26 protein-coding genes are annotated in these 20,599 nt (G+C 42.2%); 21 read left to right on the forward strand and 5 right to left on the reverse strand.

Annotation, left to right across the window (positions count from 1 at the left end; translation table 11 throughout):
* Window positions 1–50 precede the first annotated feature (50 nt).
* Complete coding sequence (locus tag ACFQWC_RS03030) at window positions 51–182, reverse strand: hypothetical protein (RefSeq protein ID WP_258549516.1); 132 nt, start codon at window positions 180–182, stop codon at window positions 51–53.
* Between the two features lie 58 nt (window positions 183–240).
* The gene (locus tag ACFQWC_RS03035) at window positions 241–1,143 is read right to left on the reverse strand and encodes a hydroxymethylglutaryl-CoA lyase (protein ID WP_299738164.1); all 903 of its coding nucleotides are present in this window, start codon (window positions 1,141–1,143) and stop codon (window positions 241–243) included.
* A gap of 173 nt (window positions 1,144–1,316) precedes the next feature.
* Between ACFQWC_RS03035 and ACFQWC_RS03040 the strand changes: the two genes are divergently transcribed.
* The 5 genes from ACFQWC_RS03040 (at window position 1,317) to ACFQWC_RS03060 (ending at window position 4,791) form a co-directional block, all read left to right on the forward strand.
* Window positions 1,317–2,504 (forward strand): acetyl-CoA C-acetyltransferase, encoded by a 1,188-nt coding sequence (locus tag ACFQWC_RS03040; RefSeq protein ID WP_299738162.1) that lies wholly within the window; start codon window positions 1,317–1,319, stop codon window positions 2,502–2,504.
* Between the two features lie 38 nt (window positions 2,505–2,542).
* Window positions 2,543–3,235 (forward strand): CoA transferase subunit A, encoded by a 693-nt coding sequence (locus ACFQWC_RS03045; protein WP_299738160.1) that lies wholly within the window; start codon window positions 2,543–2,545, stop codon window positions 3,233–3,235.
* A gap of 18 nt (window positions 3,236–3,253) precedes the next feature.
* Window positions 3,254–3,916 (forward strand): CoA transferase subunit B, encoded by a 663-nt coding sequence (locus tag ACFQWC_RS03050; RefSeq protein ID WP_299738158.1) that lies wholly within the window; start codon window positions 3,254–3,256, stop codon window positions 3,914–3,916.
* Between the two features lie 117 nt (window positions 3,917–4,033).
* Window positions 4,034–4,264, forward strand: coding sequence for a YqkE family protein (locus tag ACFQWC_RS03055; protein ID WP_149157685.1), 231 nt, complete (start codon window positions 4,034–4,036; stop codon window positions 4,262–4,264).
* On the forward strand, window positions 4,243–4,791 hold the full coding sequence (locus tag ACFQWC_RS03060) for a GrpB family protein (protein ID WP_299738152.1): 549 nt from the start codon (window positions 4,243–4,245) through the stop codon (window positions 4,789–4,791). The genes ACFQWC_RS03055 and ACFQWC_RS03060 overlap by 22 nt, the downstream gene beginning before the upstream one ends.
* Window positions 4,792–4,821: 30 nt before the next feature.
* Here ACFQWC_RS03060 and ACFQWC_RS03065 read toward each other — a convergent pair whose 3' ends face one another.
* Window positions 4,822–5,745, reverse strand: a complete 924-nt coding sequence (locus ACFQWC_RS03065; protein ID WP_299738150.1) for an aldo/keto reductase — start codon at window positions 5,743–5,745, stop codon at window positions 4,822–4,824.
* A gap of 79 nt (window positions 5,746–5,824) precedes the next feature.
* Window positions 5,825–5,950, reverse strand: coding sequence for a Z-ring formation inhibitor MciZ (gene mciZ, locus ACFQWC_RS03070; RefSeq protein ID WP_113967592.1), 126 nt, complete (start codon window positions 5,948–5,950; stop codon window positions 5,825–5,827).
* Between the two features lie 82 nt (window positions 5,951–6,032).
* On the opposite strand from mciZ, the gene ACFQWC_RS03075 reads away from it, so the two are divergent.
* Window positions 6,033–6,578 carry an NUDIX hydrolase gene (locus tag ACFQWC_RS03075; protein ID WP_299738146.1) on the forward strand — a complete coding sequence of 182 codons (546 nt, stop codon included), beginning with the start codon at window positions 6,033–6,035 and terminating at the stop codon, window positions 6,576–6,578.
* Window positions 6,579–6,906: 328 nt separating this feature from the next.
* Here ACFQWC_RS03075 and ACFQWC_RS03080 read toward each other — a convergent pair whose 3' ends face one another.
* Window positions 6,907–7,482, reverse strand: a complete 576-nt coding sequence (locus ACFQWC_RS03080; protein WP_299738144.1) for a GNAT family N-acetyltransferase — start codon at window positions 7,480–7,482, stop codon at window positions 6,907–6,909.
* A gap of 142 nt (window positions 7,483–7,624) precedes the next feature.
* Here ACFQWC_RS03080 and spoIIM point away from each other — a divergent pair, with 142 nt between their 5' ends.
* From spoIIM to ACFQWC_RS03155, 15 genes are all read left to right on the forward strand, one after another.
* Window positions 7,625–8,278 carry a stage II sporulation protein M gene (spoIIM, locus tag ACFQWC_RS03085; protein WP_113967595.1) on the forward strand — a complete coding sequence of 218 codons (654 nt, stop codon included), beginning with the start codon at window positions 7,625–7,627 and terminating at the stop codon, window positions 8,276–8,278.
* Between the two features lie 111 nt (window positions 8,279–8,389).
* A complete protein-coding gene (fur, locus tag ACFQWC_RS03090) occupies window positions 8,390–8,848 on the forward strand; it encodes a ferric iron uptake transcriptional regulator (protein WP_044340109.1) in 459 nt (152 codons plus the stop codon).
* A gap of 195 nt (window positions 8,849–9,043) precedes the next feature.
* Window positions 9,044–9,271: a YqzK family protein gene (locus tag ACFQWC_RS03095; protein WP_113967599.1), complete on the forward strand. Its 228-nt coding sequence runs from the start codon at window positions 9,044–9,046 to the stop codon at window positions 9,269–9,271.
* 6 nt (window positions 9,272–9,277) lie between these two features.
* Window positions 9,278–10,171, forward strand: a complete 894-nt coding sequence (gene xerD / locus ACFQWC_RS03100) for a site-specific tyrosine recombinase XerD (RefSeq protein WP_299738133.1) — start codon at window positions 9,278–9,280, stop codon at window positions 10,169–10,171.
* Between the two features lie 207 nt (window positions 10,172–10,378).
* Window positions 10,379–11,563: a phosphopentomutase gene (gene deoB, locus ACFQWC_RS03105; RefSeq protein ID WP_341356560.1), complete on the forward strand. Its 1,185-nt coding sequence runs from the start codon at window positions 10,379–10,381 to the stop codon at window positions 11,561–11,563.
* 104 nt (window positions 11,564–11,667) lie between these two features.
* Window positions 11,668–12,483 (forward strand): purine-nucleoside phosphorylase, encoded by an 816-nt coding sequence (locus ACFQWC_RS03110; protein ID WP_299738129.1) that lies wholly within the window; start codon window positions 11,668–11,670, stop codon window positions 12,481–12,483.
* Between the two features lie 76 nt (window positions 12,484–12,559).
* On the forward strand, window positions 12,560–13,864 hold the full coding sequence (locus tag ACFQWC_RS03115) for a pyrimidine-nucleoside phosphorylase (RefSeq protein ID WP_377106019.1): 1,305 nt from the start codon (window positions 12,560–12,562) through the stop codon (window positions 13,862–13,864).
* A gap of 472 nt (window positions 13,865–14,336) precedes the next feature.
* Window positions 14,337–15,503, forward strand: coding sequence for a D-alanyl-D-alanine carboxypeptidase family protein (locus tag ACFQWC_RS03120; protein ID WP_299738125.1), 1,167 nt, complete (start codon window positions 14,337–14,339; stop codon window positions 15,501–15,503).
* 128 nt (window positions 15,504–15,631) lie between these two features.
* The gene (gene spoIIAA, locus ACFQWC_RS03125) at window positions 15,632–15,982 is read left to right on the forward strand and encodes an anti-sigma F factor antagonist (RefSeq protein ID WP_044340116.1); all 351 of its coding nucleotides are present in this window, start codon (window positions 15,632–15,634) and stop codon (window positions 15,980–15,982) included.
* Window position 15,983: 1 nt separating this feature from the next.
* Complete coding sequence (gene spoIIAB / locus ACFQWC_RS03130) at window positions 15,984–16,427, forward strand: anti-sigma F factor (protein ID WP_044340117.1); 444 nt, start codon at window positions 15,984–15,986, stop codon at window positions 16,425–16,427.
* 12 nt (window positions 16,428–16,439) lie between these two features.
* On the forward strand, window positions 16,440–17,204 hold the full coding sequence (gene sigF / locus ACFQWC_RS03135) for an RNA polymerase sporulation sigma factor SigF (RefSeq protein ID WP_299738117.1): 765 nt from the start codon (window positions 16,440–16,442) through the stop codon (window positions 17,202–17,204).
* Between the two features lie 275 nt (window positions 17,205–17,479).
* Complete coding sequence (locus ACFQWC_RS03140; RefSeq protein WP_299738115.1) at window positions 17,480–18,100, forward strand: stage V sporulation protein AA; 621 nt, start codon at window positions 17,480–17,482, stop codon at window positions 18,098–18,100.
* Window positions 18,090–18,512, forward strand: coding sequence for a stage V sporulation protein AB (locus tag ACFQWC_RS03145; RefSeq protein WP_299738113.1), 423 nt, complete (start codon window positions 18,090–18,092; stop codon window positions 18,510–18,512). Before ACFQWC_RS03140 ends, ACFQWC_RS03145 begins: the two co-directional genes overlap by 11 nt.
* Window positions 18,513–18,534: 22 nt before the next feature.
* Complete coding sequence (gene spoVAEA, locus ACFQWC_RS03150; RefSeq protein WP_299738110.1) at window positions 18,535–19,104, forward strand: stage V sporulation protein SpoVABEA; 570 nt, start codon at window positions 18,535–18,537, stop codon at window positions 19,102–19,104.
* Window positions 19,097–20,575, forward strand: coding sequence for a spore germination protein (locus ACFQWC_RS03155; protein ID WP_299738108.1), 1,479 nt, complete (start codon window positions 19,097–19,099; stop codon window positions 20,573–20,575). The genes spoVAEA and ACFQWC_RS03155 overlap by 8 nt, the downstream gene beginning before the upstream one ends.
* Window positions 20,576–20,599: the final 24 nt, after the last annotated feature.

Raw genomic sequence — 20,599 nt, forward strand, 5'->3', positions numbered from 1 at the left:
ATACAAAGAAAAAGTGTCCCTTAAGAAGAGACACTTTCATGAATGGCTACTTACGATTTAGCATTTTGACCTTTAGTAGGATGAATGGCTTTTTCAAGTTCTTCCTTAGCCATCGGGTTAGAAACCGTATCTGAGTTAGGTTTGCCCTTTTGGCTGAAGCCTTTATCGCGTTTTTGACTCATGAACTCATCTCCTTCAAGTATTATCTACTTTAGAATGCTCGAAGGAGAAAGGTGGTATTCATGATTGATTCAATTCATGCAGACGGTAGTAACCGCTTTCAATGGGGCGGCTGACATGGGGCTTCACCAGCTGGATGGCAAGAGCCAGCTTCCCTAAATCAATTCCTGTGGAGATTCCCATTTCTTCTAACATATACACAACATCCTCAGTCGCTACATTCCCAGTTGCACCAGGAGCAAAAGGACAGCCCCCAAGTCCGCCGGCGGAAGTGTCAAAGCGGTCAACTCCCGCTTGTAATGCGGCAAAGATATTAGCCAGGGCCATCTTCCGTGTATCATGAAAATGTGCAGTAAGTAACGTATGAGGCAATTCCTGCTTCAGCAAAGCAAACAGTTCATGGGCTTCTAAAGGGTTAGCCCGACCAATCGTATCAGCGACGCTTAATTCGTCCACCCCTAAAGAAACAAATTTCTTACATAGAGAGAGGGTGTCCTCCGGTAAGATTTTTCCTTCATATGGACAGTAGAAAGCGGTAGAGATACAGGCTCTTACGAAGTAGCCCCGCTCTTTTAGCTCTGATATAAGAGGAGCCAGTCCTACAAGGGCTTCATTCGTTGTCTTGTTAATGTTTTTCTGATTAAAGGTGTTACTCACGCCTACGAATACTGCCACGGATCGGCAGCCTGTTTCATAGACTCGTTCAATCCCTCTTTGATTAGGAGCAAGGACAAAATCCCTGGAATCGATTGTCATGCAGGAGTCGACGATTTCACTGGCATCCTGCATTTGCGGAACCCATTTTGGAGAAACGAACGAAGTCAGCTCCATTTCCTTGATTCCTGATTGCTTCAGTCGGAAAATAAAATCCTTCTTTACATCAGTCGGAACAAAGTTCTTCTCATTTTGCAACCCATCTCTAGGGCCAACTTCAATAATCGTTGCATTTTTAGGTAAATTCATAATTTCCCTCCCTCTTTCATTTTAAGAAAATTTCGACAGATAAATCAATATAAAAATTTTTTGACGAATTTAGAGGGATTTAACCGCTTACATAGAATGAGTTAAAGTGGAACTGTTTTTAAAGGTAAGTAACATGCAGACTAATCAGTCAGAAGAGAAAGGGAGGAAGAAAGATGTCAAATGAAGTCGTCATTGTGAGTGCTGTCCGAACAGCCATCGGAAGCTTTAACGGATCTTTAAAAGGTATTTCAGCTCCGGAACTTGGAGCTATTGTGATTAAAGATGCCTTAGAGAAGGCTGGACTGAATGCAAGTGATGTAGATGAAGTGATCATGGGGAATGTATTGCAGGCAGGGTTAGGTCAAAATCCGGCTCGCCAAGCATCCATTAAAGCGGGACTGCCTGAGCAAGTACCTGCTATGACCATTAACAAAGTGTGTGGATCAGGATTAAAAACGGTTCACCTGGCAACCCAGGCAATCCTTGCAGGAGACGCGGATATTATTGTTGCAGGTGGAATGGAAAATATGAGTCAAGCTCCATATTTACTAAAAGGAGCAAGAGAAGGATACAAAATGGGAGACCAGAAAGTAGTCGACAGCATGATTTCCGACGGCTTATGGTGTGCCTTTAATGATTATCATATGGGTGTAACGGCAGAGAATCTTTGTGACCGCTACTCCCTTACACGTGAAGAACAGGACGAATTTGCGGCCTGGAGCCAGCAAAAGGCAGCTTCTGCGATTGAATCCGGCCGTTTTGAAGATGAAATCGTCCCCGTTTCTATCCCGCAGCGAAAAGGAGACCCTATTGTATTCAAACAGGATGAATTCCCCCGTAAAGGGTCGACTGCCGAGAAGTTATCCGGTCTACGGTCAGCCTTCAAAAAAGATGGCAGCGTGACAGCAGGTAATGCATCAGGTATCAATGATGGAGCCGCTGCAGTGGTCGTCATGTCGAAGAAGAAAGCCGACGAAATGGGCATTACCCCTCTAGTGACGATTAAAGGGAATGCCAATGCAGGTGTAGATCCGAGCGTCATGGGAATCGGACCTGTTGCAGCAGTGAAAAAAGTGTTGGAAAAAACAAAGCTGACAATTGAAGATATGGACTTGATTGAAGCAAATGAAGCATTTGCTGCCCAATCATTAGCAGTAGATAAAGAACTTCAATTTAAGAAGGATGCCCTGAATGTGAATGGGGGAGCCATTGCATTGGGTCACCCGATTGGAGCAAGTGGAACGCGTATCCTAGTTACACTGATTCATGAGATGAAGAAGAGAGACGTTCAGAACGGTTTGGCTACACTTTGCATCGGTGGTGGACAGGGCGTTGCGACTGTCGTTGAGCTCCACAAATAAATAAAGACCGCGAAAACTAGATTCGAGGAGGGAATACAATGAAAGAGGTATACACTTCATATGACGAAGCGGTGGCAGACATCCATGATGGAGCCACTTTAATGGTTGGAGGATTCGGTTTATGCGGAATCCCTGAAAAACTCATTCTGGCCCTTGTAGAAAAAGGTGTTAAAAATCTTACCGTCATTTCAAATAACTGCGGTGTAGATGACTGGGGTCTCGGCTTACTGCTCAAAAATAAGCAGATTGATAAAATGATTGGTTCTTATGTAGGGGAAAACAAAGAATTTGAAAGGCAGGTTCTATCTGGTGAGCTGGAGGTTGAATTGGTTCCTCAAGGTACGCTTGCTGAGAAGATCCGTGCCGGGGGAGCAGGAATTCCTGCATTCTACACGCCGGCAGGAGTCGGAACACCGGTAGCCGAAGGGAAAGAAACACGCACGTTTAATGGAAAAGAATATTTGCTGGAAGAAGCTTATACTGCAGACTTTTCCCTGGTTCGTGCGTGGAAGGCCGACAAGATGGGAAATCTGATCTACAACAAAACGGCGCAAAACTTTAACCCGATGATTGCGGCTGCTGGGAAAGTGACGATTGCTGAAGTAGAAGAGCTTGTTGAAATTGGGGAAATCAACCCGAATGAAGTGCATACACCAAGCATATACGTGCAGCGACTGATTCAAGCAGAGCAGGAAAAACGCATTGAAAGAAGAACAGTGAAACAATCATAGAAGGGAGAGTGGAACGGGATGGATCGTGCCAAAATGCGTGAAAGAATAGCAAGAAGAGCGGAAAAGGAAATTGAAGATGGTTTCTATGTCAACTTAGGAATCGGGATGCCTACACTGGTAGCCAACTACATTACAGAAAACAAACAGGTTGTTCTTCAATCTGAAAATGGATTACTTGGAATCGGACCTTATCCAGTTGAAGATGAAGTCGACGCTGACCTCATCAATGCAGGAAAAGAGACCGTTACGGCGATTCCAGGCTCCTCATATTTTGATAGTTCGGAGTCATTCGGAATGATTCGCGGAGGGCATATCAATATCGCCATCCTCGGTGGAATGGAAGTTGCCGAAAACGGGGACCTTGCCAACTGGATGATCCCAGGGAAGATGATCAAAGGAATGGGCGGAGCGATGGATCTCGTTCACGGAGCCCAGCGCATCATCGTCATCATGGAGCATGTCAATAAAGCAGGAGAGAGCAAAATCCTGAAAGAATGCACCTTGCCTCTGACAGGAAAAGGCGTCGTGCACCGCATCATCACGGATCGCGCTGTGATGGATGTCACGGATGAAGGGTTACTGCTTCGTGAAGTAGCGAACGGCTTCTCCGTGGAAGATATCCAATCATCAACAGATGCGACATTGATCGTAGGGGAAGATGTGAAATTGGAAGCCTATTGAGTAGACAGAGCTGGTTAGAAGGGGCGAGTACCCCTTTTGACCGGCTTTTTTTGAGCCTGACTTTTGACTAAAATCATAAAAAGATTTATAACTATGACAGATAGGGGGAATCAGTACATGTCCAAGAAAAAGAAACAGGAAGCAGAAATGACCTTAAAGAATTCGATCAACCAGGATCTATTCGAACAATTAAAGCAGAAGAAGAAAGAGCTTGAAAAAGTAGAATCTGTGAAAAAGGAAGAAGAGCGTCTTAAAAAAATAGAAGAGAAAAAGCAGCGGGAAAAGAATAAGAGCTTTGAAGAGCTGCTGAATGAAAGCAGCATGGATTGGAAGAGTTACAAGGATTGATGAGGGATGTAAAAGTAGTACCTCATCAATCAGACTGGAAAGAAAAATTCGAAACAGAAAAGCGATCACTGGAAAAGATTCTCCCGGATTCAACCATCCATCATATCGGCTCGACGTCGGTGCCTGGCTTAGCGGCTAAACCGATTATCGATATCCTAATAGAAGTCCCTGACCTTGAGAGCATTGATGACAGGAAAGAAGAATTCAGCCAACTGGATTTTGTGGGAAAAGGGGAGAATGGTATCCCGAACCGTCGCTACTTTTATAAGGGAGAAGGGAATGAGAGAGCCGTACATCTTCATATTTTCCCTTATGGAATCGATCATGTGATCAGACACTTAGCGTTTCGTGATTATTTAAGAGAACACGAAACGGAAGCCCGACAATATGGTGAACTAAAATCAAGGCTTGCAAAAAAATTCCCACATGATATGGAAGGCTACATTCAAGGGAAAGATCAATTTGTGAAGGACTTGGAAAAAATGGCGGTAAATTGGTATAAAAAAAATAAGCGGGAAGGGAATTAAGAACCCTGACCCGCTTATTTTTTTGTTCACTCAATCCCTATGTTGCTCATACCGTGATAATTTAGTTAAGTGTTTAAGCATTTCCAGCGCCTCAGTAGATAGAGGGCTCGCATTGACAGCATCAATATTCTCCTGAAGCTGCTGAACAGAACTGGCTCCCGGAACCACGGCTGCAACCGATTGGTGGGAAAGAATATATTGGAGGGCAAGCTCATTCATTTTGCGCTGGTCTCCCATTTTGCTATGAATGGATTCGATCGTTTCTTGAAGCTCTTGATAAGAATAGTCCAGATACCCACTCTCTTTCATTTTCGAAGAAGCTTTGGAAAGCATTTTCTCAGAAAGAAGTCCTTTTGCCAAAGGCCCCCGAACCACGATATTCACCTTATTCTCATTCAATAGGTCCATCCATTCTTCCGGCCGGCGATCCAGTAAGCTGTACTGCATCATCACGCTCTCTATGGAAGAACTCTTCAGGAATCGCTTAATGACATTCGGGCGGATGGAGGAGATTCCATAATGGCGGATCAAACCATCACTCTTTAATTCTTCAAATGCTTCGATCGTTTCATCAAAATGATCTTCAATGGTCCCGCCATGAAGCTGATAAAGATCGATATAGTCCACTTTCAGGCGGGATAAGCTATCCTTGACGGCAGACTTGATATAGGATTTGGAAGGATCCCAGCGCCAGCCATCTTCCACGTCATCCCAGCGATTTCCTACCTTTGTGGCAAGAATAATGTCGTCTCGGACCCCGTGGATGGCTTTACCCACAATTTCTTCATTTTGACCAAAGTCATATAAATCAGCGGTATCAAGATAATTGATCCCATTCTCTAAAGCGTGTTGTACAATTTCCTTGGCAGCTGTCTCTTCGGTTCCAAGTGACATACAACCGAGTCCCATCTTTGATACAAATAAATCGGAGTTTCCTATTTGTCTTTTTTCCATTGTATCCGTCCTTTCGACATTAGTACTCTCTATTATATTAACGAAAGTGGGGACGAATAAACAAAAGATACGGCTGGTTTCAACGATTGGCTTCGATCCATTCCTTCACCGTGGAGTAGGTTTGATTATATTGCTTCAGCTTCTCCCTGATTTCCCATGCTTTACCTACCAGGATGATCCGGTCTTTTTCAGCAATCACCTTCAAGGGGTTTCACCTCGATCCTCGAATGGGATATGGTAAAATGTATGAGGACAAGGTCAACGACAGAACAAGGAGAGTTGAGCGGATGAAAAAATTTGAAGAAAAGACGATTAAAACGGAAACCATCTATCAAGGGAAAATCATTGATCTTCAGGTGGATGAAGTAGAGCTTCCCAATGGAAAGACTTCCAAGAGAGAACTGATTAAGCATCCTGGGGCTGTTGCTGTTATTGCGTTAACACCAGAGGGGAAGCTTGTCATGGTAGAGCAATATCGCAAAGCGTTGGAGAAATCCATCATCGAAATTCCTGCAGGGAAGCTAGAGCCTGGGGAAGAGCCCGGTAAAACAGCCCTTCGTGAATTGGAAGAGGAAACGGGCTACGGATGTGGGAACCTGGAGCATTTGATTTCGTTTTACACGTCTCCAGGATTTGCAGATGAGCTGGTTCACTTGTATATCGCTCACGACCTTTATCCCATTCAGGAATCGAAAGAAACGGATGAAGATGAATTTGTAGAGTTGATTGAAGTAACAGTCGAGGAAGCGGCGCAGCTTATAAAAGAACAGCGGATTTACGATGCAAAAACGGCTTATGCCGTTCAATATCTGCAACTGCAAAATAAGAGTTAAGGTGAAGGAAGCTGGACTCCTAAGGAGAAGGAGGCCAGCTTCCTTATTTTTTGATAAATTCTGGTAAAATACGCATATAATGAAAAATTGACGCAATTACGACTGATTGTGACGCAATTACCCCGGATTTCGACGCAATAAATAGCAAATTGGCGCAATCGGCCATCACTTCCAGTTTTCGAAGCGCCAATCCCCAGTTTTGAGATCATATTTCACTCTCTAAATGGACTAATAATGACTGAACTGCCATACGATTCGTTATTCAGTAGTGGAATGTTCATGAATTCATAAGCTTTGTAACCCAATCAATCTCCAAGAATATCAAATCTTAATTGAGGTCTGCTGGAATCAGAGAATAAACACATGTATCACGTGCGTCTGTCCCATTTTCATCAAGATGATCATGACGAATAATGCCTTCTAGCGTAAATCCCAGTTTTTCAGGTACTCTTTTGGAACCTGCATTTCTATCATCGCAGCGAATTTCCACCCGCTTGCAGGAGAGTTCGTTTAAGGCGAAATGTGTCAACGCGTTTACCGCTTCAACGATATACCCTTTTTTTGTGTGCTTCGTGTGAAGCCAATATCCGATCTCCACTTTTGGCACGTCCCAGTCGATGCGGTGAAACCCTGTAGACCCAATGAATCCATCAGTATCTTTGAGATAAATATGTAGTCGAATGTCGGTCTTCTTTATGAATTCTGCATAGGAATCCCGGACCCCGGCCTCCACCTCTTCAAGGGTTTGTGCTTTCCGGGCGAAGGGAAGCCACTGCTTCAATTCGTTTCTGGATTCCTGGATGGCATTAAAGACGTCAGGACCGTCCCCGGGCATGCATGGTCTAATGTAGAGGCGGGGTGTTTCAATCCTATCAGGAAACTCGATTAAACTTGTTTTGTCCAAAATATGTCCCTCCACTTCCATAATAAGGTTTCTATGATTATACGTTTATCTCCATGGAACTTCAATAGAATAGAAGAGAGGAGAATAAACGTGTCCCTCCCCACATATAGATTAGTAATCGATATCTAGGAGGAGCACTGTGATGCGCAAAAAAATATCAAATTCAAATCCACTCGTCCAACATGTACAAGCACATTCCTCAATCTATTTATTTATCATTACGTTGTTTTTAATGGGGATTATTTTTGGAGCAATCGTGGTTAATTCATTGTCTTTTGCCCAAAAGGAAGACCTCTATTTCTATTTAAGTAAGTTCTTTAGTGAAATGGAAGATGGGAGTATGACATCAGCAGAAGAACTGTTCCGTCAGAGTTTCCTTCATAATGTAAAGTACCTTGGGTTGATGTGGTTACTGGGAATCTCTATTATTGGACTCCCCCTCATCTTCGTTCTATTATTTATGAAGGGTGTAGTGGTCGGATTTTCGGTAGGTTTTTTGGTGAATCAAATGGGGTGGAGCGGATTTTTATTATCCTTTGTAAGCGTCTTACCGCAAAATATCATCATTATTCCGGCGTTTATTTTCATCGGAGCGATCAGCGCAAGTTTCTCCCTAACGTTGATTCGAAAGATTTTCATGAGGCAGACTTCATCCATGCAGTTTCAAATGATTCCGTTTTTATCCAGATACGTGATTTTCTTAGTGGTAGCAATCGGAATTGTCACAATTGCAGCCAGTATTGAGGCTTATCTTTCCCCGAATTTAATGGAAGCGGTTATTTCGAAAATAAAATAAAACGATTCTTATATAAGAATCGTTTTATTTGTTTAATTATAATAATTTTATTTTGCTTATTCCTCCCTTTTTGATATAATAGTAAAGACATTGACGAGGGAGGAGAGGACCATGGAAAGCCGTATTGAACGAATAAAAAAACAACTTCATTCTGCCAGCTACAAGCTTACGCCACAGCGCGAAGCAACGGTACGCGTGTTATTAGAACATGAAGAAGATCACCTAAGCGCCGAAGATGTATACCTCCTCGTTAAGGAAAAATCTCCGGAAATTGGACTGGCAACCGTATATCGTACGTTGGAATTGCTATCTGAACTGAAAATTGTGGATAAAATCAATTTTGGCGATGGTGTATCCCGTTATGATCTCAGACAAGAAGGGGCAGCCCACTTTCATCATCATTTAGTATGCATTGAATGCGGAGCGGTCGATGAAATTCAAGAAGATCTCTTAGAAGACGTGGAAACGATTGTTGAACGAGATTGGAAGTTTAAAATAAAAGATCACCGCCTTACCTTTCATGGCATTTGTTCGAGATGCCAGGATAAAGAAGAGGACCCAGAAGAATAATATGATGCCTGAAAGCCTTAAAGACTCCTGTCGTTGTTTCTCTTTTGAAACATCCCATACATACTCTTTAAGGCTTTTTTACATACTCGAACAGAATTTTTTACAGTTTATAACTCCATAAGGTATAAAACAGTTTAAAAACGTCATAGCTTGTATTAATAGGAGTTAGTACCGATGTATATGGAGGACGACAGGATGATAAAAGGAATTCAAATGGTATGGCAGACCATTAAAGTGTTTATTTTGTTTACCGGATCAACGATTTTGTTTTACTATGGTATTATGTGGATCAGTGAAGAATACGAAGGCTATCACAGATATGATGAACCAGAGGGAGCAGCAGTCAAGGTGTATTCTTCTGTGACGGATGAAGAAAGCCATTGGTATGATCGGCTATTATTTTTTTATATGAACGGGGAGTAATGTAGTGTGGAAGACCATATTCAAGATTTCATGCACTTTTTAATAGTAGAAAAAGGACTGGCCAAAAATACGATAGAGTCGTACCAGCGTGACTTAAAGAATTATGCACTATACTTAGCGAAGGTGGAAGAAATATCGGAACTGAACGCCGTTTCGAGAATGAACATAGTCCAATTTCTAGGCCACTTAAAGAGTCAGGGGAAATCTTCAAAGACAGTTGCACGTCATGTTGCATCAATCCGATCCTTCCATCAATTTTTGTTAAGAGAGAAAGCGACGGAACAAGATCCGACTGTGCATATCGAGACACCGAAAACAGAGCGGACGCTTCCAAAGATATTAAGCATCGTCGAAGTGGAAGCTTTACTCGAAGCCCCTGAGGAATCTACACCACTTGGGATGAGAGATAAAGCAATGCTTGAAATCCTTTATGCGACTGGTATCAGGGTAAGTGAACTCATTCAACTAAAATTGGATGACGTCCATTTGACCATGGGATTTGTACGATGTATCGGGAAAGGGAACAAAGAGCGGATTATCCCCATCGGACAGACGGCAATGAATGTTCTTGAGAAGTACCTGGAAGATGCCCGGTTGAAATTAAGAAGCAAGAAGCACCGCGATGATCACCTGTTTTTGAATCATCATGGTAAAGGCCTGACAAGACAAGGTTTCTGGAAGAACTTAAAAGCTCTTGCGAAAAAAGCCAATATTGAAAAGGATCTGACTCCTCATACACTCAGGCACTCATTCGCGACCCATTTATTGGAGAATGGGGCAGACCTAAGGGCAGTTCAAGAAATGCTCGGTCATGCAGACATTTCCACCACACAAATCTATACACATGTAACGAAAACACGCTTAAAGGATGTATACTCACAATTCCATCCTCGAGCTTAAATGATGAAGAGAGAGATCTTAAAGAAAATAGAATTCTTTAAGGGATCTCTCTTGTTTTTTTGGAAAGGGAAAAGTAGAATATAGATGTCAGACTTCTGACGTTAAATCCTGTCGATTGCTATAATGCAGATAAGGGTAAGATACGATTATAGATCAAAAATGTAACCGCTTTTTTAAATAAGGAACACATATAGGAGGTTTACTTGAATGAGTAACTATACATACAAAAGAGTTCATTTAATCGTCATGGATTCAGTAGGAATTGGTGAAGCGCCTGATGCTGAATTATTCAATGATAAAGGAACGGATACGATTGGACATATTGCTGAACATATGAATGGACTGAACATGCCCAATATGGGAAAACTAGGGCTTTCCAATATAAAAGAAGTGAAGGGAATTGAAAAAGCTGACAAGCCGTTAGCATACTTCACGAAAATGCAGGAAGCTTCTGTCGGAAAAGACACGATGACTGGGCACTGGGAGATAATGGGTCTAAATATTGATAAACCGTTCAAAACGTATCCAGATGGGTTCCCGGAAAAATTGATTCAAAAGCTTGAAGCAGAGACAGGCAGAACGATCATTGGAAATAAGCCTGCAAGTGGAACTGAGATTATTGAAGAATTAGGAAAAGAGCACATGGAAACTGGAGCTCTTATTGTCTACACTTCCGCTGACCCTGTCCTTCAAATTGCAGCTCATGAAGAGATCATTCCGATTGAAGAGCAGTATAAAATTTGCGAAATCGCCCGTGAAATCACGAAAGAAGAGGAATACCTTGTAGGTCGTGTAATCGCTCGTCCATTCGTAGGTGAACCAGGCGAGTTCAAACGTACATCCAATCGTCACGACTACGCATTGAAACCTTTTAACCGTACCGTAATGAATGAACTGAAGGATTCCGGGTTTGACGTGGTCGCCATTGGTAAAATATCAGATATTTTCAATGGCGAAGGAGTGACCGAATCTATTCGTACGAAGCATAATATGCACGGAATGGACGGACTCATTAAATCTTTCGACCAAGACTTCACAGGCTTAAGCTTCCTGAATCTTGTCGATTTCGATGCTTTATACGGACATCGTCGTGATCCAGTAGGATATGGAAAAGCGTTAGAGGAATTTGATGCCCGCCTGCCTGAAGTATTCGAGAAAATGACAGAAGACGATCTTCTTATCATTACAGCCGATCACGGGAACGATCCAACGGCTCCAGGAACAGACCACACGAGAGAATACGTTCCACTTCTCGTTTATTCAAAACGCTTTGACGGAGGGAAAGAGCTACCTATCTCTGAAACATTCGCAGACATTGGCGCTACCGTGGCAGACAACTTTAATGTGACCATGCCTAAGTTTGGTCGAAGCTTCTTATCACAATTGAAATAAATATTCCGAGTGAAAAAATATTGAAAGGGAGAGGGATGGAGGTGCAGGAACATCAGCCCAATTCCTCCTCTTTACTTTGAATGATAATAAAAGGAGTAATGAACATGAATTACGAAAACATCCAAAATGCAGCAAATCACTTAAAAAATCAATACACTGGGCAACCGAAAATTGGACTCATCCTGGGATCGGGATTAGGCGTCTTAGCCGATGAAATCCAAAACTCAGTAAAAATACCGTACAAAGAAATCCCTGACTTTCCTGTTTCTACAGTGGCAGGTCATGCCGGCCAGCTTGTTTTTGGTCAACTGGCAGGAAAAGAAGTTGTCGCCATGCAAGGGCGCTTTCATTATTATGAAGGGTATGGATTCGATAAAGTCACATTCCCCGTCCGCGTTATGAAAGAACTGGGCGTCGAAGTTTTGATCGTGACAAATGCTGCCGGCGGAGTAAATGAAAGCTTTAAGGCAGGAGATTTGATGCTGATTTCTGATCATATTAATAATATGGGTGGCAATCCACTAATTGGGGCAAACGATTCACGCTTAGGACCAAGATTCCCGGATATGTCAGAAGCCTATTGTAAAGTACTGCGTCAAAAAGCGAAAGAAATCGCGGAGAAGCTTTCTATTGAAGTTCAGGAAGGTGTCTACGTGGGGAATACAGGCCCTACATACGAAACGCCTGCTGAAGTTCGCCTTGCTCGTACGCTTGGTGGAGACGCGGTTGGAATGTCGACTGTACCTGAGGTGATTGTCGCTCGTCATGGAGGAATCAAAGTTCTCGGTATATCTTGCATTTCAAATATGGCTGCAGGTATCCTTGATCAACCTCTTTCACATGATGAGGTGATGGAGACAACTGAAATGGTACGTGCAAACTTCTTAGCATATGTGAAAGAAATTGTGACGTCTATCTAAGCGATGGAAGGTTCAAAATGATAACTAACTAAAGGGGAGGCCCCTTTGGCTAATACTATAAGAGCGGGTGAATACAATGAGAATGGTTGACTTAATAGAGAAGAAGCGTGAAGGTAAAGAACTTTCTACAGAAGAAATTAAATTTATCGTTGAAGGATATACAGATGGAAGCATCCCTGATTATCAGGTAAGTGCCCTGACAATGGCCATCTTCTTTAAAGATATGAGCGATAGAGAAAGAGCCGACCTGACAATGGCAATGGTCGAATCAGGAGATCAAATCGATCTGTCGGCGATTGAAGGAATTAAAGTAGATAAACACTCCACAGGCGGTGTGGGTGATACAACCACCCTCGTTCTCGGACCACTGGTTGCTTCCGTTGGCGTACCAGTAGCGAAGATGAGTGGAAGAGGTCTTGGACACACTGGAGGAACAATCGATAAGCTTGAATCCGTCGAAGGCTTCCATGTGGAAATTGAAAACGATGAATTTATCCGATTAGTGAACAAGAATAAGTTAGCCGTTATCGGACAAAGTGGTAATTTGACACCGGCTGATAAAAAGCTTTATTCACTACGTGATGTGACGGCAACGGTCAATAGCATTCCTCTCATCGCAAGTTCCATCATGAGTAAAAAAATAGCTGCTGGTGCGGATGCTATCGTACTTGACGTAAAAACGGGTGCCGGAGCTTTCATGAAAACACTGGACGATTCAAAAGACCTTGCCAAAGCAATGGTGAATATCGGAAACAACGTCGGCAGAAAAACAATGGCGGTCATTTCGGATATGAGTCAGCCACTGGGCTTCGCGATCGGAAACGCACTTGAAGTAAAAGAAGCGATCGATACGTTAAAAGGTGAAGGTCCAGAAGACTTAACAGAGTTATGCTTAACGCTTGGAAGTCATATGGTATACCTGGCTGAAAAAGCATCAACATTGGAAGAAGCGAGAGAGCTATTGCAGAAAGCAATTGAAAATGGATCAGCTCTTGAGAATTTCAAAGTATTCCTTGAATCACAAGGTGGAGATCCATCCGTTGTGGATGATCCTTCAAAGCTTCCACAAGCTCAGTACAAGATTGAGCTTGAAGCGAAAGAAGATGGCTATGTATCTGAAATTGTTGCAGATGCAGTAGGAACGGCTGCTATGTGGTTAGGGGCTGGCCGTGCGACGAAAGATTCTGTTATCGATTTAGCGGTTGGTCTTGAACTTCGCAAGAAAATTGGCGATTCGGTCAAAGCGGGAGATTCCCTTGTGACCATCTACAGCAATGAAGAGAACATTGACAATGTAAAAGACAAATTATATGAAAGCATAAAAGTTACATCTGAAAATGTGAAAGCACCTACGTTGATTCATACAGAAATCACGGGTTGATTTTTAATTTTGATCGAGGCCTTTGCCAAGAGGATTATTTCTCTTTGGCAGGGGCTTTTTTTTAAGAATTTGTAAGGAAATGCGAATACCGTATTATGGACAAATCAGCAATTGCAAGTGTGGAAGACGCAATTAACGTCCAGATTGACGCAATTCCACCCCAAACAGACGCAATAAATCGAATTTTGACGCAATTATTCGTGAAAATGACGCATCGAACTTTCAATAGCACACTCTCGAACTCAAAAGAGCTGATTTCACCAGACAAAAATGCTGCATCTCAGTGATCTTGATGTTTCATCCTTTATTTGAAGAATCCCCCTTTGAATTTAGCCATCTTTCAACCACTTACAACCTATCATCCATGAACCAACCCCACTTTTTTACCAATGTTTGTATAAAAATGATGCAGTTGGAAAAAATGGGTCTATGAGTATTGATTAAAAACGAGATTTGATTGGAGGACAGTTGGATGAAACGTTTTGCGTATATAGTAGTGACATTTGTTTTAGCAGCTTTTTTATTTCCTTCAATGGGGTTTGCCCAGGAGAAGAAATCGGAATTAGCTGAAGTAGCGAAATCAGCTATTTTGATTGAGCGGGATACTGGAACGGTGCTATATGAGAAGAATAGTCATGAAAAGCTGGCACCAGCATCCATGACCAAGATTATGACAATGATGTTGATCATGGAAGCCCTTGAAAAAGGTCAAATAAAGTGGGAAGACCAGGTTCGTGCAAGTGAATATGCCGCTTCGATGGGTGGATCACAAATCTTCCTGGAGCCCGGTGAGAGCATGTCTGTTGAAGAAATGCTTAAGGGAATTGCGATTGGATCTGCCAATGATGCATCAGTAGCCATGGCCGAGCATATTTCAGGAAGTGAAGAAGCCTTTGTCGAGAAGATGAACAAAAAGTTACAAGAGCTTGGGTTAAAAGACACTCATTTCAAAAACCCGACAGGCTTACCGTCCAAAGATCATTATAGTTCGGCACATGACATGTCCATGATGGCCAAAGAACTTCTAAAATATGAAGGAATCACCAAGTTTACAGGCAGCTATGAATCGTACTTGCGTGAAGATACGGATAAAAAATTCTGGTTGGTGAATACGAATAAATTGGTTCGTTTTTATGACGGAGTAGACGGGCTGAAAACGGGATTCACAAATGAAGCGAAATACTGTTTAACGGCAACGGCAAAGAAAGATAATATGAGAGTCATTGCTGTTGTGTTCGGAGCACCGACTCCTAAAGAGCGAAACAACGAGGTAAGTAAAATGCTGGATTATGCCTTCAATCAGTATTCAACCAAACCTCTCTTCAAAAAGGGGGACTCCCTGGCACAAGTGAAAGTATCGAAAGGGAAACAAAACAGAGTGGATGCAGTGACGGAAGAGCCGATCTCCCTGTTAACCCAAAAAGGTGAAAAACTGGATAAAGTGGAACAGAAGATAACACTTTCTAAAGACCTTAAGGCCCCTATCAAAAAAGGAGATAAAGTCGGGACCCTTGTCATCATGAACAAAGGGGAAAAAGTATTGGAAAGCACTCTCGTTGCAAAGAAAAGTGTGAAAGATGCAAGCTGGTGGGAGTTATACAAAAAATCCTTTGGACTTTTCACTAAAGTCGGAAAGTAAATCCACGACTCCTGATAAAAATAACCTCTAATTATGACGAATTCCTTCTAGTTTTGTCATGGAGAAGGAATTTATTAAAAGAATAGCGAAATGACTCACTATACGACAGAGAAGGAGGCTTTCTGATAGTGAGTCTTGCTATTAACTTAGAAGTCAAAAAAGATGTTTTGTGTGTCCGTTTAAGTGGTGAGTTGGATCATCATACTGCTGATGAGCTTAGGGAAAAAGCTTCGAATCTGATTGAAAGTGAGAATGTGAAGCATATCATTTTGAATTTAGAGGAATTAAGCTTTATGGATAGTTCAGGTTTAGGTGTGATTTTAGGCCGATACAAGCAGATCAAACAAAAGCACGGAGAGATGGTTGTGTGTGCGATTTCCCCTTCTGTAAACCGATTATTTGAAATGTCAGGGTTGTTTAAGATTATCCGTCTTGAGCCGTCTGAAGAAAACGCATTACAAAGATTGGGGGTCGCATAACATGAGAAATGAAATGAACATACAATTCAGTTCTTTAAGCCAAAATGAGTCCTTTGCCAGAGTTACCGTTGCTTCGTTTATTGCACAGTTAGATCCGACTATGGATGAATTGACTGAAATTAAGACAGTCGTATCGGAGGCCGTGACAAATGCCATCATCCACGGATATGAAAACAGACCAAATGGTACCGTTTATATTTCTGTCATTATGGAAGAGGATGGCTTCATAGATATGACCATTCGCGATGAGGGAATCGGGATTGGTGACGTAGAGGAAGCCCGTCAACCATTGTTCACGTCCAAGCCAGAGCTTGAGCGTTCTGGCATGGGCTTTACCATTATGGAGAATTTCATGGATGAAATAGAAGTGTCATCACACCCAGGTACAGGCACCACGGTAAGACTAAAGAAGCACTTGACCAATAGTAAAGCGCTATGCAATTAAGGAGTCGTGCCCATGGATGTCGAAGTTAAAAATGAAAAGGAACAGACCTTCTTGAAGGATCATGAGGTGAAAGAGCTCATAAAGCAGAGTCAGGACGGTGACCAAAGTGCCAGGGACTTAATTGTCCAAAAGAATATGCGCTTGGTTTGGTCTGTCGTCCAGCGCTTCCTCAATCGGGGATATGAACCTGATGATCTCTTTCAAATAGGCAGTATCGGGTTGCTGAAATCAGTGGATAAGTTTGATTTAAGCTACGACGTCAAGTTTTCAACTTATGCTGTACCGATGATCATCGGGGAAATCCAGCGGTTCATCCGGGATGACGGAACTGTAAAGGTAAGTCGTTCTCTGAAGGAGATGGGAAACAAGATTCGTAAAGCCAAGGATGAACTTTCCAAGAAATTTGGGAGGGTTCCGACGGTGAGTGAGCTTGCCGAACATCTGGAGTATTCGGTTGAAGAGGTGATCATGGCTCAGGAAGCAAGCAGGGCCCCTTCTTCGATTCATGAAACCGTTTATGAAAATGATGGAGATCCCATTACCCTTTTGGATCAGATTGCGGATAATAGCGATAATAAATGGTTTGACAAAATCGCCTTAAAAGAAGCCATAAGGGAACTGGATGATCGGGAACGGCTGATTGTGTATTTAAGGTATTACAAAGACCAAACCCAATCGGAAGTAGCAGATCGACTGGGTATATCCCAGGTCCAGGTATCGAGACTGGAGAAGAAGATATTACAAACAATGAAAGATCATATGCATACAGAATCTTAGGCAAAATAACCTTGTTGTTTCAAAGAATCATGTTGAAACGACAAGGTTATTTTTAATTTGTGAAGTGAATACAACATTTGAATATATATTGACCCCACAATCTCCCTTTGAAATTGTTGCCATTTTCAAAAGCTCCGAACCTACAAAATCTATACTGTTTCTCACTTCCTCCTCCATGCATCTCAACTGGCCACTTGCAGCCATTACATAAATTATATCCGTTAATCCATACTATTGGTACGAAGAGAAAATCATGTTTTCAGGAAGTGAACTGCATGGAAGGTATTTTGTATATACGCTTACGTCATCGAGTGCAGGTAAGGGAAGAGAGTACAGTCAAGCTTGGACAGCTTGCTCAAATCATAGCACCTGAAAATATTCTAGAAGAATTAAAGCAAATCCCGATCCATCAAGTGACGGCATCTGATAAGAATATCATTGTGGTCGATGTGATGAGGGTGATAAGAGAAATATGCAAGGACTTCTCAGATCTTGATATTCAAACGATTGGACCCACACAAAGTATTATTGAAGTGATCTATGAGAAAAAGAAAATCTCTCTTCCGCTCTTCATTGGCGTTTGGTTACTATTATTCATCGGTGCAGCCCTAGCAATTATGAATTTTCATGAAGATGTAAGTATGAGGGAGGTTCATCAGAGGCTGTATCATTTTGTAACTGGGGATGAGGATCCGCATCCATTATTATTTCAAGTTCCCTATTCATTCGGTTTAGGCCTTGGGATGATCTTATTTTTCAACCATGTGTTTCGAAAAAGACTTAATGAAGAGCCGAGTCCACTAGAAGTTGAAATGTTTAATTACCAGCAGGATTTAGATCAATATGTCATCATGCATGAAAATAAAGAAAGTCAGAAAAAATTAGATGACCATTAGCGTATTGATTACAGTATTTATTGGTTTTGCTGGTGGACTGGCAGTCGGTTCCGGGTTCGTAGCTTTTCTAACCGTATTAGGAATCATCCCAAGGTTAACTCAGTTAACAAAAACAATGAAAATGATTCACCACTATGAACTGGCCGTCATTACAGGTGCACTGGCAGGAGGATTTGTCAGCTTAAATAATTATACGCTGCACTTTTCCCCATTCGTTCTTATGCCCATCGGTTTAGCGAGCGGAGTGTTCATCGGGCTGTTGGCGGCTGCATTAACAGAGGTATTGAATGTGTTCCCGATCCTCGCAAAGCGGATTGGGATTGAAGGTCAAATCGTCATTCTCATTATGGCGATTGTATTTGGGAAAATTGTCGGCTCACTTTTTCATTGGCTCTACTTGGTTCATCAATAAACAGCAAGAGGCAGGGGTTCATATGGACGACAAAAGAAAAGTGATCCTGATTACAGATGGAGATGAATATGCCAAGCGGGCAATCGAGTGCGTGGCAAAGGAGTATGGAGGACGATGTATCTCAAGCTCTAAAGGAAATCCTTCTGTATTATCAGGACCAGAGGTTGTGAAATTAATCAGAAGTGCAAAGAATGACCCCGTCTTTGTGATGTTTGATGATAGTGGATTTATTGGAGAAGGTGCAGGCGAAAGGGCACTAAAGTATGTTGCGAACCACCCTGGCATAGACGTGCTCGGCATTATTGCGGTAGCCAGTAAAACCAGGCAGGCAGAATGGACAAGAGTGGATGTATGCATTGATAAATTTGGTGAATTGACTCCATATGGGGTAGATAAATTTGGTGTACCTGAAATGGATTTGGGAAGATTAACGGGAGATACGGTTTATTGCCTTGATGAGCTGGATGTTCCCGTTATCGTCGGGATTGGTGACATAGGCAAAATGGCCAAAAGGGATCACTACTCACAAGGTTCGCCCATTACGAAAAAGGCTGTTGAAATCATCTTGGAAAGGAGCGGATATCATGCCTGAGAAAACGAAAGAAATACCAATATCAAAAGATTTAGCTGTTATAGAAGAGTACATGAAGAATCATGTAGGATTAAACAAAAGCTTTGATTTAGGTGTCCGTAAACTCATGATTTTGAAAAAAGGAGTGCACATCTATTATATTAACGGGTTGACTGATGCTTCCTACATTATTCAAATAGTGGAGGAACTCGTTGAGATCAATGATCATGAGCGTGCAACGAGCCGATTATATGAGATTGTACATAATCGCCTTGTTCATCAATCGGTTGAGCCGGTTAAAACGATTGAAGAAGCAGTTGACGAAGTGCTATCAGGATTAATAGCAGTCTTTGTCGAAGGGTACGACGAGGCAATCATTGTTGATGTTCGTAGTTATCCCGGGCGACAGCCTTCAGAGCCTGATACTGAAAAGGTAGTACGTGGTTCCCGAGATGGTTATGTAGAGAATATTATTGTGAATACCGCTTTAACAAGACGAAGAATCCGGGATCCACGATTGAGGTTTGAAATATTTCGTATCGGGGAACGATCTAAAACTGACATTTCCATTGCTTATATAAATGATGTTGCAAATCCGAGCTTAATTGAAGTCATCAAGAAAGAATTGAAGAGTATTAAGATCGACGGATTAACGATGGCGGATAAAACGGTTGAAGAGTTCCTTGTGAAGCAAGGGTATAATCCATATCCTCTCGTTCGATACACTGAAAGAGCAGACGTCGCAGCCACTCACTTATTAGAAGGACATGTTCTTATTTTTGTTGATACTTCGCCGAGTGTCATCATTACACCAACGACATATTTCCATCACCTCCAGCATGCGGAGGAATATAGACAATCACCGGCTGTCGGGACCTTTGTCAGATGGACCAGATTCCTAGGGATATTAGCATCACTGTTTTTACTCCCGTTATGGTACCTATTTGTATTGGATCCTTCCCTCTTACCTGAAGTGATTAAATTCGTAGGGCCAAATGAGCAAACGAATATTCCTGTTATTGTACAGTTGTTCATAGCGGATTTCGGGGTTGAAATGTTCAGGGTGGCCGCCATTCATACTCCAACCCCATTATCCACTGCAATGGGTCTGATAGCGGCTGTCTTAATTGGACAAATAGCCATTGATGTAGGGTTATTTCAACCTGAAGTCATCCTGTATGTAGCCGTTGCATCCATTGGAACGTTTGCTACACCAAGTTATGAATTGAGTGCTGCGAACAAGATGGCCAGACTGTTCCTTCTAATTGCAGTTGCCTTCTTCCATATCCCTGGCTTGATGGTGGGTACAACACTTTTTATCTTATTCGTTACAAATATAAAATCTTTGAATACACCTTATCTGTGGCCGTTGATGCCATTCAGTCCTAAAGCATTCATGCAAATCCTGATTCGCCGCTCTATGCCGGGAGCAAAAATCAGACCTAGCATTGTGCAGCCGAGAAATAAGTATAAGCAACCTGCGAAATCTTAGAAATATTGCAACAACTCTCATTCT

The organism is Rossellomorea sp. GCM10028870 (assembly GCF_042666755.1).
Lineage (GTDB): Bacteria > Bacillota > Bacilli > Bacillales > Bacillaceae_B > Rossellomorea.